A 16,928-nucleotide genomic window follows, 5' to 3' on the forward strand; every position below is an offset into this window, starting at 1 on the left:
GGCGAGCCAGCGGCGGGCCGCCTCCACGTCGTCGAACGTGCGCCCGCGGCGGGCGCCGAGGTCCTTCAGCACCGTGCGCAGGCAGCGCAGCCGGCCGCCCCGGTGGAAGAGGTCGGGGGCCACGGCGAGGAAGCCCTCCTCCGCCAGCCAGTCCGCCTGGTGGAGCAGGTCCCGGCTCATCCCGGTGAAGTCGTGCACCACGACCACACCGGGCCAGGGCGGCTCAGCGGCGGGCACCGCCACGTGGGCGGGCATCGGTCCGTGGTCGGTGGCGAGCAGCGCGGTGGTCATGGCCGGATCCCCTCGACGGGCGGTGGAGACCGAGTCTGCCACCCCGCCGGGGACCCTGCCACGGACGGGGACCGGGTTACGCCCGGACGGACAGGGGGCGGGCGTCCCCGCGCGCCACGAGCCGGCGGCGGTGGACGATGCCGCCGCCGAGGGCGGCCACGAACACCACCGACATGACCACGAGCAGCGGCCACGGGCCGAACTGGTAGATCAGCGGCACCGAGGCGGCCGTGACCAGGCCGCCGCCGAAGAACGGCTCGAAGAACAGCTGCTTGTAGCCGAAGGCCTCCATGGCCGGGCTCTCGTCGTGCGGGTCGGCGATGCGCATGAGGATCAGGCCGGTGGCCGTCACCCCCATGGACTGCCCGAAGTCCCCGATGCCGCGCTCGAGCCAGTAGTCGGGAATGACCTTGGGCACGAAGTAGAGCAGGAAGCCGGTGCAGAACACCACGCCGGCGAGGGAGAGGACCAGGAAGGCCTCCCAGTTCGCGGCGATCGCGGTGAGGGACAGGGTGGCGATCGCGGCGAGGATCAGGAAGTCGAGGGCGAGCCCCTGGATGCGCAGCATCATCTGGTGGTCCAGCAGGTGGCCGATGCCGCGCCGGTCCATGACCAGCTGCACCACCACCCCGCCCAGCATGGCCAGGGGGAAGAGCGGCACGAAGGCGAGCAGCTCCACGGTGTCCGCCCACAGGGCCTGCTCGATCCACTGCAGGGCGGTGAGCATGAGGTAGCCGATGAGGATCGCGACGCCCACGACGGCCACGTGCAGCGTCAGCGGCTCGATGGACGCCGGACGGGAGGTCATCATGGCCGCGGGGATGTTCTCGTCGCGGCGGTAGAGACCCTTCTGCTCCTCCACGGACTGCTCGACATCGCCCTGGAGCACCCGGGTGCGCCCGGTCCGCACGCCCCAGTTGATCACCGCGATGCCGATCACGATCCCGCCCACGAGGCCGATCGTGGCCATGCCGAGGGCCAGGTCCGCGCCGTCGGCGAAGCCCACCTCCTCCATGACGCCGCGCATGCCGGCGGCCGTGCCGTGGCCGCCCTCGAAACCGATCTCGATGAGCGCCCCGGCCATGGGGGAGATGCCGAACAGCGGGGTGAGCACCAGCACCACCAGCAGCAGCCCCACCACGTACTGCCCGGAGCCGAAGGCCAGGCCCACGGACAGCTGCGGGCCCGCGAGCTTGGCCACGCGCCGGGGTCCGGGGATCGTGGCGCCGAGGAAGAGGGTCGCGAAGACCACGCTGATCAGCAGACCGGGCAGCGCGGACCAGACCTCGAGGATCTGCGGGGTGAACAGCCCGCCGTCCGCGAGCCAGCCGACGCCCGCCGCCTCCCCGACCCGGCCGAGCACCTGGGGGCCCGCCAGGAGGGCGAGGAAGCCCACGATGATGGAGCTGGGCAGGAAGACCTTCTGGATCCACCGGACCTTGACCCGCAGCCACTTCCCCACCAGGAACAGCGCTGCGAGCAGGACGAGGGCGAAACCGACGTGGTCGGGACTCATGGGAGGGCTCCTGGGTCGAGGGCACGAAGGGTCGGGCCAGTCTACGGGCGGCCCCGCCGCGGCACGCCCGGCCGGCCCCGGTAGCCTGGCAGGAGCCCATGCCGTCCCCTCGCCCAGGAGCCCCCGTGCCCGCTTCCCCCGTCCCGGACCAGCCCTCGACGCCCTCCGGCGTCCCGTCCACCGCGCAGGCCGGTGCCGACCGTTCCCCCGGTGCCGCCCCCGGCGGGGCGCCGGACACCGGAGGGTCCGTCCGCCGCAGCCTCCCGGGCAACGTGGTGCGCGGCGCACTGATCGGGGTGGTCGAGACCGTCCCCGGCGTCAGCGGAGGCACCGTGGCCCTGGTGGTGGGCATCTACGACGAGCTCATCAACTCGGCCGGCCACGTGGTCTCCGCGGGAAAGCGTCTCCTGCTGGGCCCCGAGCGCGCCGCCGGAGCGAGGCACCACCTGGCCCGGGTCGAGTGGCGGATCGTGCTGCCCGTGGCGATCGGCATGGTCGCGGCCCTGCTGACCGTGGCCGGGCCGATGAGCCACCTCGTGGAGGAGTACCCGGTCACCATGCGCGCGCTGTTCTTCGGCATGGTCCTGGCCTCCGTCGGCGTGCCCCTGCGCCTGGCCGGCGGGGCCCTGCGCGCCCGGGACGCGGCGGTCGTGGCCGCCGCGACCGTCCTGGCGTTCGTGCTGGTCTCCGTGCCGCCCACCACGGTGACCCCCACGCCCGTGCTCGTGGTCCTGGCGGCCATGGTCGCCGTGTCCGCGCTGCTGCTGCCCGGCCTCTCCGGGTCCTTCCTGCTGCTGACCATCGGGCTGTACCAGCCGACCCTGCGTGCCGTGGACGAGCTCGACCTCGGCTACCTGTCCCTGTTCCTGCTGGGCGCAGCCCTCGGCATGGTGGTGATCGTGAAGGGCCTGCAGTGGCTGCTGGACCACCACCACCGGGTGACCATGCTGGCGCTGACCGGCCTGATGCTCGGTGCTCTGCGCACCCTGTGGCCGTGGCAGCTCGAGGACCGCACCCTGCTCGCTCCCGAGGGGGACTGGTGGCTGCAGCTGCTCGCCGCCGCGGCCGGGTGCGTCGTCGTCCTCGTCCTCCTGGCCGTGGACGCCCGCACCCGGGCGCGCACCGGGCACGGCGCCCAGGAGGAGCTCGCCGGGGTGGAGTCCGGGCGGGACGACCCGCGCGGCTGAGCCCGGACGGCGGAGGGCCCCGGTGTCGCGCACGACACCGGGGCCCTCCTGGTGGTTCGACGGCTGAACCGTACTACTCAGACGCCGTCCTTGAAGTTCTTGCCCGCGTCCTTGACGTTCTCGCCGGCCTGCTTGGCGCTGCCGGACAGCTTGTCCGCCTGGCCCTCGGCCTGAAGGTCGCGGTTGTCGGTGGCGTCGCCGACCTTTTCCTTGGCAGCACCGCCCGCCTTTTCCGCGGCGTTGCTGATCTTGTCTCCGAGTCCCATGGAATCTCCTTCCGTCGGTGAACAGATGCCCCCAGCGTAGACCCCTCAGCATGCTGAAGGAACAGCATCCGGGGCGGCGAGCCGGATGTTCCCGCACGGCGAACGGCCCGGCTCAGCGCTCGGGCACGTCGAGGCCGGCCTCGGCCAGGCGCTGCCGCAGCCAGCCGGGGATCTTCCGGTCCATCCGCCGGTAGCGGGCCAGGTGCCGCCGCCAGTCCTCGGCCGCGACCGGGTGCGGGGCGTGCGCCGGGAGACGGGGCTCGTCGGCGTAGTTCAGGACCAGCTCCACCCCGGGCCGGGCCCAACGCCGCTCGGAGACCGTGACGAGCAGGGTGGCCGAGAGCCAGGTCCCGTCCACGAGGTCGGCGTAGTCGTCCTGGAGGGCGCGGACCAGCCGCCGTGGGGCGCCGCGCCCGGCGACGTCCACGGGGTGGTGGGACGTGGTGCCGCCGCGGACCTCCCGCACCTGCAGGCGCAGGTCCCGGCCCACGCTGAGGACGTCCAGCACCAGGGCGTCCCACCCCGGGTCCGCTCCGTGGGCGCGCGTGAGCCAGCGGGCCAGCCGGTCGATGGTCTTCCGCTGCCGGGGGCTCTGGAGTCTGTCGGTCCGCACGGCCACACGCTAGCAACCGTTCAGTCGGCGCGGATGACGACCTTCACCGCCCGGTGCTGCGCGGCGTTGCCGAACAGGTCGTAGGCCTCCTCCATCTGGGACATCGTGAAGCGGTGCGTGGCCATCGCCTTCGCGTCGAGCCGGCCGGAGCGGACCATGTTGAGCAGGCTGCCCACGGTCCGGCAGTCGACGAGGCCCGTGGTGATCCGGACGTTGGAGATCCACAGCCGGTCCAGCGGCAGCTCGACCGGCTTGCCGTGCACCCCGGCGTTGGCCACGGTCCCGTAGGGCCGCACGACGTCCAGGCACGTCCGGAACGTCTGCGGGATCCCGACGGCCTCGATGGCCACGTCCACGCCGAGCCCGTCCGGGGACAGCGCCCTGATCCGTTCGACGGCGTCCGGGTCCCCCGCATCGACCTTGTCGGTGGCGCCGAGCTCGAGCGCCTTGTCCATCCGGTTCTCGTCCAGGTCCACGGTGATCACCCGTCCCGCGCCGCAGAGGTTGGCGGTCATCACCGCGCCCAGGCCCACCGGGCCCGCCCCGACGATCGCCACCGTGTCCCCGGGCTTCGTGCTGCCGTTGAGGATGCCGATCTCGAAGCCCGTGGGCAGGGCGTCGGTGAGGAACAGGACGTCCTCGTCGTCGAGGCCCTCGGGGACCTGGTGCACGGAGGTCTCGGCGAACGGGACGCGCACGTACTCGGCCTGCGTGCCGTCGACGAGGTGGCCGAAGACCCAGCCCACGCCCCCGAGCGTCTGGCAGTGGGAGGGCTGGTTGTTCCTGCAGTAGGAGCACTTCCCGCAGTTGGTGACGGCGGGGATGATGATCCGGTCGCCGACCGCCAGGCCGGTCACGGCGGCGCCGACCTCGGTGATCGTGCCGATCGCCTCGTGACCCAGGATCCGGCCGTCGGTCACCGCCGGGACGTCGCCCTTGAGGATGTGCAGGTCGGTGCCGCAGATGGTCGTCGTGTCGACCTTCGCGATCACGTCGGTCGGGTCCTGGATCGTGGGGGCGGGGACGTCCTCCCACGCCTTGTGCCCCGGTCCGTGGTGGACGAGCGCCTTCATGGGGTCCTCCTCGATCGGCGGACCGGCGGGCTGCCCGTCCGCCCTCCTCATCGTAGGCAGGAGCTCCCCGGGGGCCGAGGGGTCACTGGTATGAGACGAACCAGGGCCGCGGCTCGATCGCGAACGTCTGCTCCGGGGTGAAGGTGGGGGTGTCCTCGTCGTAGAAGTTCTTCCAGGCCATCCGGATCCCCGGGGGCAGCCCCTGCTGCAGCCGCGCCCACGTCCCCATCTTCAGGTCCGGGGTGCCGTGGCCGTCGGCGTGCAGCACGAGCGCGAGCTCCGGGCGCGAGGCGTCCACCAGGTGCCGGTCCGTGATCATCGAGTCCGCGAACTGGTGCAGCAGCACGACCTTCTGCGGCAGGTCGTGGCGGGCGGTGAGGTCCGCCAGCCACGCCGTCGTCGCGTTGATCTCGGTCGCGTCCACCGAGCCGATCTGGACCATGTGCACCTGCCCCGGGGCGAGCCGCCACTCCGGGTCCAGGGCCAGTCCGACGTTGGGCAGGCGCAGCAGCTCCTCGTACTGCTGCGCCTGGCTCAGGAAGTCCTGGTGCCCGGGCTGGAGGTCGAGCACCACGTAGACGTCGTGCTCCGCCGCGGCGTCCACGTACGGGCGCAGGTCCTCCACCGTCGACTCCCGGGAGTGGTCCCCGTCCTCGCCGGGCTCTGCCGACGCCGTGGTCGCGATGATCTCGAACGCCGGGACCACCGGCTCCTCGCTGAAGGGCTCGTACTGCGCGGCCAGCTCCTTCGCGCGGGTGACGGACTCCCGGGGGCCCTGCTCGCCGAGCGCCCCCAGGCCGGGGGTGCCGGGGTGGCCGTAGAGCGCCACCATCCGGCGCCCGGGGAACACCTCGGTGCCCCCGCCGATCAGCTCGGCGGGCTCCTCGGGGGTGGGGGTGGGAGTGGGGGAGGGGGTCGGGGAAGGGACGGACGACGACGAGCTCCCGCCCGCGGCGGGCGTGGCCGCAGCCCCCGGGCCGGTGTCCTGGGCGCAGCCCGCCAGGAGCAGCCCGGCGCACAGGACGGGGGCGAGAAGACGGGGCAGCGGCGCGCGGGTCATGGCGGGTCCTTCGGCCGGGAGTGGGGCTGCGGCCAGCCTACGCACCCGCGTCCCGGGCCGGTGTCAGGGCGCCTCCGGCGTGCCGGGGTCGTCCGGCTCGCCCAGTTCCGCGAGCAGCCGCAGGCCGCGCTCGGCCCACGCGATCTCCTGCTCGGCGCGGGCCACCTGCCCCTCGTAGGCGAAGACCTTGAACCGGGTGATCCGCTCCCACTGGTCCTCCGGGTTGGCCGCCAGGCGCCGGGCGAGGGTGGGGTTCGTGCGGTCCTCCAGCGCCCGGATCTGCTCGAGGGCCTGGGCTCGCTGCTGCCGGTAGTGCTCGAGGTGCGCGCGCAGCTGCGCGGCCGCCGCCCCGGGGGAGGCCCATTCGAAGTAGGCGGCCTTCAGCTGGGCGGGATCACGCGCCCTGACGTAGCTGAGCGGGGTGTCCTGCCACTCCCGCAGGGCGCGCTCGCCCTCGGGAGTGATCGAGTACTCGGTCTTGGTGGACCCGCGGGACCCCCACGGGACCGGGCGGCTAGAGAGCAGCCCCTCCCCACGCATCTTCCGCAGCTCGGGGTAGATCTGCGAGTCGGGGGCGTGCCAGACGTGGCCCACCGAGGTGCTGAACTGCTTGACCACGTCGTAGCCCGTCAGCGGGCCCGAGGAGAGCAGCGCCAGCAGGGCCGAACGGAGGCTCACGGGTGGCTCCTTCCGGGGAAGCGGTGCATCGTCCTCCCGAGCCTAGCGGGGCGGGACCGGAGAGACCCTGGGCTCACGGGGCGGGCTCCGGGTGCGCAGTCACCACTGCGCCAGGTCCGCGCAGTCCTTCTCGTGGGGCAGCAGCGGGCGCAGGGCCACGGACCAGCGCCGGCCGTCCTCGGAGAGCCAGGGGGTGGCGGTGCTGGCCGAGCGCGCCGCCGCCAGGACCTCCTGGGCCTGCTCCCCGTCGGCGAGCACGCAGCTCAGTCCCAGTCGCGGCTCGAACGGTGCTCCGGGCAGCGGCGGACCGGGCCACGGCACGGGCTCGGTGTCCAGGCCGGTCTGCGGGTCCGTCCATTCCGTGACGATGCCGGCGACCGCCGCAGGGAGGTACTGCTCCTGCTCTCCGACGGCCTCGGCGGGCAGCACCGACGCCGGGTCGACGAGCGCGCGGAGCAGGTCCTGCAGCTCCGCCCGGGCCGTCTGCTGCTCCGGGGTGAGGCCGCTGCCCGGGCCGCCGGGCGGGGCGCTGCCCGGCTGGTCCCCGCCCGGCGGGCCGGGCGGGCTCTCGGCACCCAGTGCGTAGACCTCCCGCACATGGGTCTCCTCCCGCGTCACCACGGTGAAGCGGGTCGTGGGGAGATCTGCCACCGGCGGGCGGCCCAGGTCCGCGGAGCCGGCGACCCCCGCCCGGAGCGCACGGTCGACCAGGACGGACACGGCCTCCGCGTCGACGTGCTGCACCTGCAGGTTCGGCAGGGCCGGAGGCGGGAAGATCTCGATCTGCGGGCCCTGCGTGATGACCCGCCCGTCGGCGTACACGCTGACGAGCGGCAGCCGGGCGGCCAGCAGCTGCGGGGTGAGGAAGCCGCCGGTGTGCACGACCTGGAGCACGAGCCCTTCGGCCGGCAGCGTGAACCCCGTGCCCGCCCCCTCGGTCGGCCCCGAGGTCGGTGGTCCGGCTCCGCCGGAGGCCCTGGGCGTGCACGCGGCGACCAGGAGCAGGACAGCCAGCGCCAGGGGAAGGATCGTGGTCCGCATCACCGCCATGCCGGGGGAACGCTGCTCGGGCCCCGGGCATTCCGGGCGGTCACGCACTGCAAGGACGGACCCCCGCGGCCGATCAGCTCGGCCGCGGGGGTCCGCCGTGGGGTGCCCGGGGGTCAGGCCTTCTGCACGGTGATCGACCACTCGGCCGCGCCGCGCTTGGAGAACTGCGTGACCGGGTAGCCGTTCTCGGCCGCCCAGCGCGGGATGGCCTCGGTGCCCTGCGTGCAGTCGAAGTTGATGACGAGCTCGTCGCCGGCGGGCATCTCGGCCATCGCGGCCTTCGCCTCGACGACGGGGAACGGGCAGACGAGACCGTCGGTCTCGAGGATGTGCTGTGCCATGAGGAGTGCCTCCTGGGGGTCGGTGTCGGTGGGGTTCAGACGCCGGCCGGGACGCGGCCCGGGGCGGCGGACTTCTTGCGGGGGGCGATGAAGATCTTGGCGGCGGCCCCGGTGCCGAGGATCATGGCGCCCAGGCCGATCCAGCCCTGCCACGAGAACATCGAGGTCTCGACGAGCCCGTTGCCGATGGTGCAGCCGCCGGCCCACGCCGCGCCGATGCCCATCAGGGCGCCGCCGGCGATGGACCGGACGATGGTCTGCGCGTCGGGGACGCGGAGCTTGAACTCCCCGGATCCCGCGGCCGCGACGAACGACCCGACGAGGATGCCGACCACCAGGAGCACGCCCCAGTCGACCATCTCGAAGTCACCGGTGGTGAGGTAGTTGGCGATGTTGGCGGAGGGGCCCGTGATGCCGAGGCCGAACTCCCGGCCGGTGGCCCAGCTGGCGGGCCAGGCTACGAGCGCGATGAGGCCGATCACCACGGCGGTCGCGAACGGGTTCCAGGCCTTCTCGAACAGCAGGTGGTTGAGGCCTGTCCGCTCCGGCGGGAGGGTGGCGACCTTCATCCGGGGCTTGGTGAGGTGGTGGCGTGCCCAGAGCGCCGCGACCGCGACCAGCAGCGCGACGAGGATCCACGGGGAGACGTGCAGGGTCTCGTGGATCGTGCCGTTCTCGGTCGTGATCCCGCGCAGCGCCTGCGTGGTCCCGGCGAGCGGGCCGTACTTGGAGATCGCCGCGAACAGGGCGTAGAAGAGCAGGGCGAACCAGGAGCCGACGAGGCCCTCGGCCGCCCGGTAGTACGTGCCGGTGGCGCAGCCGCCGGCGAGGACGATGCCGAAGCCGAAGACGAAGCCGCCGAGGACCGTGGCCAGCCACGCGAAGCCGGTGGAGGAGAGGGTGATCACGCCGAGGGCGTCGAGCACCCACACGCCGACCGACTGGACCGCGATGGCCACGAACAGGGCGGACAGCCACCACGTGTTCTTCGCGATCCAGACGTCGCGGAACGCGCCGGTGACGCAGAAACGGCCGCGCTGGAGGACGAACCCGAGGGCGGCGCCGATGAGGAGACCTGAGATAAGCACCCGGAGATCATATTATTTCCGCGGCAAGCACTTCCAGGGTGCCGTCACGCGCCGTAGCATAGTGATGCACCCCTCAGCACATTGTGACGTCCCGTGGCCGGCCGGTCGGCCGAGACGGGCGGGGCGTCCGGACGGAGCGCGCATGAGCAGACCTCGGCCCCGGATCCCGGGTCCCGGCCAGGAGTCCGTGTGGGACTATCCGCGTCCGCCCCGGGTCGAGCCCACCCCGGAGCAGGTGGAGGTGTGGCTGGTCGGGACGTGCATCGCCGCCACCACGGCCGCCCTCCGGGTGCTGGAGACCAGCCATCCGCCGACCTACTACCTGCCCCGCGCCGCCTTCGCCGAGGGCAGCCTCCGCCCCTGCGAGGGATCCTCGTGGTGCGAGTGGAAGGGCGCGGCGGCCTGGTTCGACGTGCAGGGCGGGCGGCGGGGCGCCCCGCGCGCGGCGTGGACCTATCCCGCCCCGGCGCCCGGCTTCGCGCCCCTGCGGGGGCACGTGGCGGTGCTGCCCGGGGCGATGGACCGGTGCCTGGTCGACGGGGAACGGGTGGTCCCGCAGGAGGGCGGGTTCTACGGGGGCTGGATCACCTCGCGGGTGGTCGGCCCCTTCAAGGGTGGCCCGGGCAGCCGGGGCTGGTGAGGCCGCACCAGGGGGATTCCTGCCCGCCGGAGCGGCGCTAGAGTTGTGCTGCCGGTCACTCCGGAACCTACTAAAATGAAAGCCGATCATTTAGAGTGGGCGGCACCGTGTTCCCGCCCACAGAGGAGACCCCACCATGAGCGACGTCCTGCAGAACTACGTCGACGGCGCCTTCGTCGACGCCCACGGCACCGGCCGGATCGACGTGGTCGACCCGGCCACCGGGAAGACGGTGGCCGTCTCCCCGGTCTCCGACGCCACGGACGTGGACCAGGCTTTCGCCGCCGCCAAGAAGGCCTTCCGGACCTGGAAGCGCACCACCCCGAGCGAGCGCCAGCTCATGCTGCTCCGGCTCGCGGACGCGCTCGAGGCGCACAGCTCCGAGCTCGTCGACGCCCAGCACCGCAACACCGGCCAGCCCCGCCAGATGATCGCGGACGAGGAGGTCGGCGCCGGCGCCGACAACCTGCGCTTCTTCGCCGGTGCGGCCCGCACCCTCGAGGGCAAGGCCGCGGCGGAGTACATGGGCGAGCACACCTCCTACGTGCGGCGGGAGCCGGTCGGCGTCGTCGCGCAGGTCACCCCCTGGAACTACCCGCTGCTGATGGCCGTCTGGAAGCTCGGCCCCGCGCTGGCCGCGGGCAACACCGTGGTCCTCAAGCCCTCGGACACCACTCCCGAGTCCACCCTCGTGCTGGCCCGGCTCATCGACGGCATCTTCCCCGCAGGCGTGGTGAACGTCCTCCTGGGGGACGGCTCCACGGGGGCGCTCATGACCGCCCACCGCACGCCCTCCATGGTCTCCATCACCGGCTCCGTGCGCGCCGGCCGTGCCGTGGCCCTGGCCGCGGCGCAGAACCTCACCCGCGGCCACCTCGAGCTGGGCGGCAAGGCGCCCGCCGTCGTGTTCGCGGACGCCGACCTGCCCGCCGCCGCCAAGGCCCTCGTCGAGTTCGGCACCTTCAACGCCGGCCAGGACTGCACCGCGGTGACCCGCATCCTGGTCCAGGACAGCGCCCACGACGAGTTCGTGCGGCTGCTGGCCGCGGCCGCCCGGGACATCGTGACCGGGGACCCGGACGAGTCCAAGAACTTCTACGGCCCGCTCAACAACGTCCGGCACTTCGAGGACGTCTGCCGCAAGCTCGCCGACCTGCCCGGGCACGCGACCGTGGTCGCCGGCGGGAAGCCGGTCGAGGGAGCCCCCGGCTACTTCTTCGAGCCCACCGTGGTGACCGGGGTGCACCAGGACGACGCCCTCGTGCAGGAGGAGACGTTCGGCCCGGTGCTCACCGTGCAGCCCTTCAGCACCGAGGAGGAGGCGCTCGAGCTCGCCAACGACGTGGACTACGCGCTGGCCTCGAGCGTGTGGACCACCGACCACGGCACGGCCATGCGGGTGTCCCGCGACCTCGAGTTCGGCTGCGTGTGGGTCAACACCCACGTCATGCTGACCTCCGAGATGCCGCACGGCGGGTTCAAGAACTCCGGCTACGGCAAGGACCTCTCCCTCTACTCGGTGGAGGAGTACACCCAGGTCAAGCACGTCATGCACGCCCTGGACGCCTGATCGGGCCGGGCGGGTCAGCCCCGCCCGGCCGCCAGGCGCAGGCGCAGGCCGTCCAGCATGGCGCGCAGCGCCACGTCGAACGCCTCGTCGGCCGCCGCCGCCGCGTCCGCGGGGCGGGCCCGCACGGCGTCCGTGAACACCGGGGCCAGGTCCGAGCGCTCCCCGGGGTCGAAGATGTCGGCCGGCGCGGTGGCGTCGTAGGCGGCGCCGAAGACCAGGGACTCGACCGAGACGATCACGTCGGCGATGTCGCCGCGCGCCCAGCCGGCGTCCGCGAGCCCCCGGGCCACGGCCTCGTACATCTCCAGGGTGTGCGGGGAGTCCGCCACGGGCAGCACGGCCATGATCGGGATCATCGCCGTGTGCTGGGCGTAGCAGTCCCGGTAGGACCGTGCCCAGCGCTCGAGGGCCCGGTCCCACGGGAGCGAGTCGAAGCCGGAGCGGTCGATGCCCTGGTTGATCCGGTCCTGGACCCGGATCAGCACGTCGCGCTTCGAGGACGTGTGGTTGTACAGCGCCGAGGTGGAGACCTTCAGCTCGCGGGCCAGCTCGGTCATGGTGAGGTGCCGGTAGCCCCGGGTGGCCACGATCTTGATGGCGGCGCTGGTGATCCGCTCCTCGGAGAGCACCGGCTGGCTCGGGCGCCCGCGGCGGCGAGGAGGGGTTCGGGCGGGAGCCATGGGCGGGGTCCTCCTGGAGGTGGTGCTGCGGGGCCCGGCGCCGCCGGCGGCGGCCGCCGGGGGCGGGCGGTCAGGTCGAGTCTAGGTCCGCGGCCGGGCGGCCGCGCCGCGGCCGGCGGATCCTTGACCGTCGCCGGGGGTGCTCCTAGCGTGTGGACGATGACGGACGCCGACCTGCACTTCTACTTCGACCCCACCTGCCCCTTCGCCTGGCTGACCAGCAAGTGGGTCCGCACGGTCGCCGCCCGGAGGGACTACCGGGTCGACTGGCGGTTCATCTCCCTGCGCCTGCTCAACGAGCACGTGGACTACGACGCATGGTTCCCGCCCGAGTACGAGGCCGGCCACATGGCCGGCCTGTACCTGCTGCGGGTGGCCGCCCGCACCCGCGCCGAGCACGGTCCCGAGGCCGTGGGCCGGCTGTACGCGGCACTCGGGGCGCACAGCTTCGACGCCGACCCGGTGCCTGGCCCGGAGACCCCCGAGAAGGACCGCCGGGCCACGCCGGCCTTCCTCGCGCCGGTCCTGGAGGCCGCCGGGCTCCCGGCCGGACTCGCCGCCGCCCTCGACGACGAGTCCCTGGACTCGGTGGTGCGCGCGGAGACCGAGGAGGCGCTGGCCCTGACGGGCCGGGACGTGGGCACACCGATCATCCACTTCGGCCCCCCGGAGGGCGTGGCCTTCTTCGGCCCGGTGATCAGCCGGCTGCCGGGGGAGGACGAGGCCCTCGAGCTGTGGGACCACGTGGTGGCGCTCGCCCGCTTCCCCGGCTTCGCCGAGCTCAAGCGCAGCCTCCGGGAGCAGCCGCAGCTGCGGGGGCTCGGCGCCGCCCCGGACCGCCCCGGCACCGAGGAGGACTGGCACGCCGGGAGCCGCCGGACCAAGAAGTAGCGCTCCCGCCGTGTGAATTTCTTGTTGCGGCTCTTGACGGGCTCCTGTGCGCTCCCGCTTAATGAATTAAGTTCATTTTAGCGTGAAGGAGAACACAGTGACCGATCAACGAACCCTCGGGAGCGAGACCGCGATCGAGCGCGACGTCGTCGTCGTCGGAGCCGGTCCCGCCGGGCTGACGGCCGCCCGCGCGCTCGTGGCCGCCGGGCGCACCGTGGCCGTCCTGGAGGCCCGCGACCGCGTGGGCGGGCGCACCTGGTCGCGGACCGTCGAGGGCGCCTTCCTGGAGCTCGGCGGGCAGTGGATCTCCCCGGACCAGACCGAGCTGCTGGCCCTCGTCGACGAGCTCGGCCTGGGCACCTACCAGCGCTACCGCGAGGGCGAGTCCGTCTACCTCGCCCCGGACGGCGTCCGCCACACCTACACCGGGTCGATGTTCCCCGCCGGGGAGTCCACGATCGCCGAGATGGAGCGGCTGGTCGGGATCCTCGACGGACTGGTCGAGCAGATCGGCGTGGCGCAGCCGTGGGCGCACCCGCTGGCCCGGGAGCTGGACACGATCTCCTTCCACCACTGGCTGCGGCAGCAGTCGGCGGACGAGGAGGCCTGCACCAACATCGGCATGTTCATCGCCGGGGCGATGCTCACCAAGCCGTCCCACGCCTTCTCCACCCTGCAGGCCGTGCTGATGGCCGCCTCCGCCGGGTCCTTCTCCAACCTCGTGGACGAGGACTTCATCCTGGACCGCCGCGTGGTCGGCGGCATGCAGTCCGTCTCCGAGGCCATGGCCGCCGAGCTCGGGGAGGACGTCGTGTTCCTCGACACCCCGGTGCGCACCATCCGCTGGGCCGGCGAGGGGCAGACCTACGCCGAGCACGTGCCCGGCACGGAGGTCACGGTCTGGTCCGACCGGCTCACCGTGCGGGCGAAGGACGTGGTCGTGGCCGTCCCGCCGAACCTCTACTCCCGGATCTCCTTCGAGCCGCCCCTGCCGCGGCTGCAGCACCAGATGCACCAGCACCAGTCCCTGGGCCTGGTGATCAAGGTGCACGCGGTGTACGAGACGCCGTTCTGGCGGGCCAAGGGCCTCTCCGGGACCGGCTTCGGCGCCCACGAGCTCTGCCAGGAGGTCTACGACAACACCAACCACGAGGACCCCCGGGGCACCCTGGTGGGCTTCGTCTCCGACGAGAAGGCCGACGCGGTCCTCGCCCTGCCCGCCGAGGAGCGCCGCCGGCTGATCCTCGAGTCCCTCGCCCGCTACCTCGGTGAGGAGGCGCTGGAGCCGGTGGTCTACTACGAGTCCGACTTCGGTTCCGAGGAGTGGACCCGCGGGGCCTACGCCGCCAGCTACGACCTCGGCGGGCTGCACCGCTACGGCGCACACCAGGCCACCCCGGTCGGCCCGATCCGCTGGGCCTGCTCCGACCTCGCCGCCGAGGGCTACCAGCACGTCGACGGGGCCCTGCGCCAGGGCCGGGCCGCGGCGGACGGGATCCTCCGCGCCGGTTCGCTGACGGGCGCGGGGCGATGAGCACCGCCGGGGTGCCGCGCTACGTCGTCGGCTGCAGCGGCGACCGCCGCAGCCGCGACGCCGTGCGGCTGGGCGGCGCGCTCGCCCGCGACGTGGGCGCCGAGCTGGAGATCGTCCTCGTGCTGCGCACGGACGACCCGTACCAGCAGGTCTACCCGCCGGTGGGGGACATCTCGGAGGTGCTCCGCCGGCAGGCCCACCAGTGGCTGCGCGAGGCCGCCGCGCTGGTGCCCGAGGGGGTCACGGCCCGCACCCACGTGCGGGAGGCCCGGTCCGTGCCCGCCGGTCTGGTCGAGGCCGCCACCGAGCTCGGGGCCGCGATGATCGTGGTCGGCGCCGGCACGGGCGGCGGGCGCCCGACCCTGGGTTCCGTGGTGAACTCGCTGCTGCACAGCTCACCGGTCCCGGTGGCCCTCGCTCCGCGCCGGTATGCCGGGGACCAGCCGCTCACCCGGCTCTACGCCGCGGTGGGCACCCGCCCCGGAGCGCACCAGGTCATCCGGGAGGCGGTCGAGGCCGTCGAGCGCTCCGGCCTGGAGCTGGAGCTGATCTCCTTCCTCGAGGGGCAGGCCGCGGACCCGGACGCCACCGAGCAGGCCCGCCGCCGCGTCGAGGAGCACCTGGAGGCCGCGGCGGCCGAGGCCCGCCGGACGCGGCCCGTGACCGTGCGGGTCGCCTCCGGGCGGACCCTCAAGAAAGCCGCCCAGGACGTCGACTGGGCCCCGGGCGGGATCCTGCTCATCGGCTCGTCCCGCCTGGCCCAGGGACGGCAGACCTTCCTGGGCACCACCGCAGCCCGGCTGCTCAAGCACATCCCGGTGCCGATGGTCGTCGTGCCCCGGCCCCTCCCGGAGGATGCTCCGGACCAGACCGAGAAGGAGGCCGCGTCATGAGCACCGGCACCGCACCGCTCGCCCACGAGCAGAGGACCGGCCACGAGAAGGGGCTCAGCAAGGGCTCGGTGGGCCTCCTCGGCTCCGTGGTCATCGGCGTGTCCACCATCGCGCCCGCCTACACCCTCTCCGGCGCCCTCGGGCCCACCGCCGCCGCGGTGGGGACCCACCTCCCGGCGATCCTGCTGGTCGGCTTCGTGCCCATGCTCCTCGTGGCCGTCGGCTACCGGCAGCTCAACCGGGCCATGCCCGACTCGGGCACCACCTTCACCTGGGTGTCGAAGGCCTTCGGCCCCTGGGTGGGGTGGATGGGCAGCTGGGGACTCCTCGCCGCGACCATCCTGGTGCTGTCCAACCTGGCCGGCATCGCGGTGGACTTCTTCTACCTGGCGATCGCCCAGATCACCGGCAACGACGCCATCGCGGAGCTCACCCGCAACGTGCCCGTCAACGTGGCCACCTGCCTGGCGTTCGTGGCGGTCGCGGCCTGGATCTCCTACCGCGGCATGGAGGCCACCAAGGTGGTGCAGTACGTCCTGGTCGTCTTCCAGCTGCTGGTCCTGCTGTGGTTCGCCGCCGCGGCTTTCGGCCACGTCGCCGGCGGCACGGCCTTCGACGGCCTCGCCGTGCGCGCCGAGTGGTTCAACCCGTTCGGCGTGGAGACCTTCTCCGCGTTCGCCGCGGGCGTGTCCCTGTCCGTGTTCATCTACTGGGGCTGGGACGTGGTGCTCACCCTCAACGAGGAGAGCAAGGACTCCGCCACCGGGCCCGGCCGCTCGGCCATCGCCACCATCCTCGTCATCGTCGCCCTCTACATGGCCGTCTCGCTCGCCGTGCTGTCCTACTCGGGGGTGGGTGCCGCAGAGCTCGGCCTGGGCAACGAGGACATCCAGGAGAACGTCTTCGCGGCGCTCGCCGGTCCGGTCATGGGCCCGTTCGCGATCCTGATGTCCCTCGCGGTGCTCTCCTCCTCCGCGGCGTCGCTGCAGTCCACGATGATCTCCCCGGCGCGCACCATGCTCGCCATGGGCCACTACGGGGCGCTGCCGGCGAAGTACGCCCGGATCACCTCCCGCTTCCAGTCCCCGGGCTACGCCACGATCGCGGCGGCCGTCATCGCCTCGGTGTTCTACGCCGTGATGCGCGTGGTCTCCGAGAACGTCCTGTGGGACACCATCACCACCCTGGGGATGATGGTCTGCTTCTACTACGGCGTCACCGCCCTGGCCTGCGTGTGGTACTTCCGCCGCGACGCCTTCCGCACCGCGAAGGCGTTCCTGACGAAGTTCCTGGCTCCGCTGCTCGGCGGGATCCTGCTGCTGGTCTTCTTCGTGCAGACGTCCTACGACTCCATGGACCCGGAGTACGGCTCGGGGTCGTCGATCGGCGGGGTCGGCCTGGTGTTCGTCCTCGGGGTGGGCATGCTCCTGCTCGGCATCGTCGTCATGCTCGTCCAGTACCGGCGCAACCCGTCCTTCTTCCGGGAGCGCTTCGAGACCACCGAGCTGCCGGTCCTCGACTGAGCCGACCGGTCGGCGGCCCCGGCGTGGGCGCGGC

Annotated in this window: 18 protein-coding genes; 7 read left to right on the plus strand and 11 right to left on the minus strand. The window is 73.0% G+C overall.

What is annotated here, in order from left to right:
- Window positions 1-291 (minus strand): dienelactone hydrolase family protein (locus ABL57_RS20180; RefSeq protein ID WP_047805278.1); only part of this gene is annotated, 291 nt, incomplete at its 3' end.
- 76 nt (window positions 292-367) lie between these two features.
- Entirely contained in the window at window positions 368-1,807 is a 1,440-nt protein-coding gene (locus ABL57_RS20185) for a sodium/glutamate symporter (RefSeq protein ID WP_047805279.1), read from the minus strand.
- 125 nt (window positions 1,808-1,932) lie between these two features.
- Here ABL57_RS20185 and ABL57_RS20190 point away from each other — a divergent pair, with 125 nt between their 5' ends.
- Complete coding sequence (locus ABL57_RS20190) at window positions 1,933-2,994, plus strand: DUF368 domain-containing protein (RefSeq protein WP_371212503.1); 1,062 nt, start codon at window positions 1,933-1,935, stop codon at window positions 2,992-2,994.
- A 77-nt stretch (window positions 2,995-3,071) separates the two neighbouring features.
- On the opposite strand, the gene ABL57_RS20195 is transcribed toward ABL57_RS20190, so the two are convergent.
- From ABL57_RS20195 to ABL57_RS20230, 8 genes are all read right to left on the minus strand, one after another.
- A complete protein-coding gene (locus tag ABL57_RS20195) occupies window positions 3,072-3,260 on the minus strand; it encodes a CsbD family protein (protein ID WP_047805280.1) in 189 nt (62 codons plus the stop codon).
- Between the two features lie 112 nt (window positions 3,261-3,372).
- Window positions 3,373-3,873: a hypothetical protein gene (locus ABL57_RS20200; protein ID WP_152683484.1), complete on the minus strand. Its 501-nt coding sequence runs from the start codon at window positions 3,871-3,873 to the stop codon at window positions 3,373-3,375.
- Between the two features lie 20 nt (window positions 3,874-3,893).
- Window positions 3,894-4,946, minus strand: coding sequence for an alcohol dehydrogenase catalytic domain-containing protein (locus tag ABL57_RS20205; protein WP_047805282.1), 1,053 nt, complete (start codon window positions 4,944-4,946; stop codon window positions 3,894-3,896).
- Between the two features lie 82 nt (window positions 4,947-5,028).
- A complete protein-coding gene (locus tag ABL57_RS20210; protein ID WP_047805283.1) occupies window positions 5,029-6,006 on the minus strand; it encodes a hypothetical protein in 978 nt (325 codons plus the stop codon).
- Window positions 6,007-6,069: 63 nt separating this feature from the next.
- Complete coding sequence (locus tag ABL57_RS20215) at window positions 6,070-6,684, minus strand: PadR family transcriptional regulator (RefSeq protein ID WP_047805284.1); 615 nt, start codon at window positions 6,682-6,684, stop codon at window positions 6,070-6,072.
- A 99-nt stretch (window positions 6,685-6,783) separates the two neighbouring features.
- Window positions 6,784-7,734, minus strand: coding sequence for a hypothetical protein (locus ABL57_RS20220; protein WP_047805285.1), 951 nt, complete (start codon window positions 7,732-7,734; stop codon window positions 6,784-6,786).
- 113 nt (window positions 7,735-7,847) lie between these two features.
- Window positions 7,848-8,075: a sulfurtransferase TusA family protein gene (locus ABL57_RS20225; RefSeq protein ID WP_017833997.1), complete on the minus strand. Its 228-nt coding sequence runs from the start codon at window positions 8,073-8,075 to the stop codon at window positions 7,848-7,850.
- Between the two features lie 35 nt (window positions 8,076-8,110).
- Window positions 8,111-9,163, minus strand: a complete 1,053-nt coding sequence (locus tag ABL57_RS20230) for a YeeE/YedE family protein (RefSeq protein ID WP_047805286.1) — start codon at window positions 9,161-9,163, stop codon at window positions 8,111-8,113.
- A gap of 142 nt (window positions 9,164-9,305) precedes the next feature.
- On the opposite strand from ABL57_RS20230, the gene ABL57_RS20235 reads away from it, so the two are divergent.
- Both ABL57_RS20235 and ABL57_RS20240 read left to right on the plus strand, forming a co-directional pair.
- Complete coding sequence (locus ABL57_RS20235; RefSeq protein WP_047805287.1) at window positions 9,306-9,803, plus strand: DUF427 domain-containing protein; 498 nt, start codon at window positions 9,306-9,308, stop codon at window positions 9,801-9,803.
- A 136-nt stretch (window positions 9,804-9,939) separates the two neighbouring features.
- Window positions 9,940-11,373, plus strand: a complete 1,434-nt coding sequence (locus ABL57_RS20240; RefSeq protein WP_047805288.1) for a gamma-aminobutyraldehyde dehydrogenase — start codon at window positions 9,940-9,942, stop codon at window positions 11,371-11,373.
- 14 nt (window positions 11,374-11,387) lie between these two features.
- Here the strand turns inward: ABL57_RS20240 and ABL57_RS20245 are convergent, their stop codons facing one another.
- Window positions 11,388-12,053 carry a TetR/AcrR family transcriptional regulator gene (locus ABL57_RS20245; RefSeq protein ID WP_047805289.1) on the minus strand — a complete coding sequence of 222 codons (666 nt, stop codon included), beginning with the start codon at window positions 12,051-12,053 and terminating at the stop codon, window positions 11,388-11,390.
- A gap of 159 nt (window positions 12,054-12,212) precedes the next feature.
- Between ABL57_RS20245 and ABL57_RS20250 the strand changes: the two genes are divergently transcribed.
- The 4 genes from ABL57_RS20250 to ABL57_RS20265 all read left to right on the plus strand — a co-directional run bounded on the left by ABL57_RS20250 (window position 12,213) and on the right by ABL57_RS20265 (window position 16,894).
- Entirely contained in the window at window positions 12,213-12,944 is a 732-nt protein-coding gene (locus ABL57_RS20250; protein ID WP_047805290.1) for a DsbA family protein, read from the plus strand.
- Window positions 12,945-13,041: 97 nt separating this feature from the next.
- On the plus strand, window positions 13,042-14,478 hold the full coding sequence (locus tag ABL57_RS20255; RefSeq protein WP_047805291.1) for an NAD(P)/FAD-dependent oxidoreductase: 1,437 nt from the start codon (window positions 13,042-13,044) through the stop codon (window positions 14,476-14,478).
- Entirely contained in the window at window positions 14,475-15,371 is an 897-nt protein-coding gene (locus ABL57_RS20260) for a universal stress protein (RefSeq protein WP_047805292.1), read from the plus strand. The genes ABL57_RS20255 and ABL57_RS20260 overlap by 4 nt, the downstream gene beginning before the upstream one ends.
- Window positions 15,368-16,894, plus strand: a complete 1,527-nt coding sequence (locus tag ABL57_RS20265; RefSeq protein WP_047805293.1) for an APC family permease — start codon at window positions 15,368-15,370, stop codon at window positions 16,892-16,894. Before ABL57_RS20260 ends, ABL57_RS20265 begins: the two co-directional genes overlap by 4 nt.
- The last annotated feature ends 34 nt before the right edge of the window (window positions 16,895-16,928 follow it).

This window comes from Kocuria sp. SM24M-10, assembly GCF_001027955.1.
GTDB classification, from domain to species: domain Bacteria; phylum Actinomycetota; class Actinomycetes; order Actinomycetales; family Micrococcaceae; genus Kocuria; species Kocuria oceani.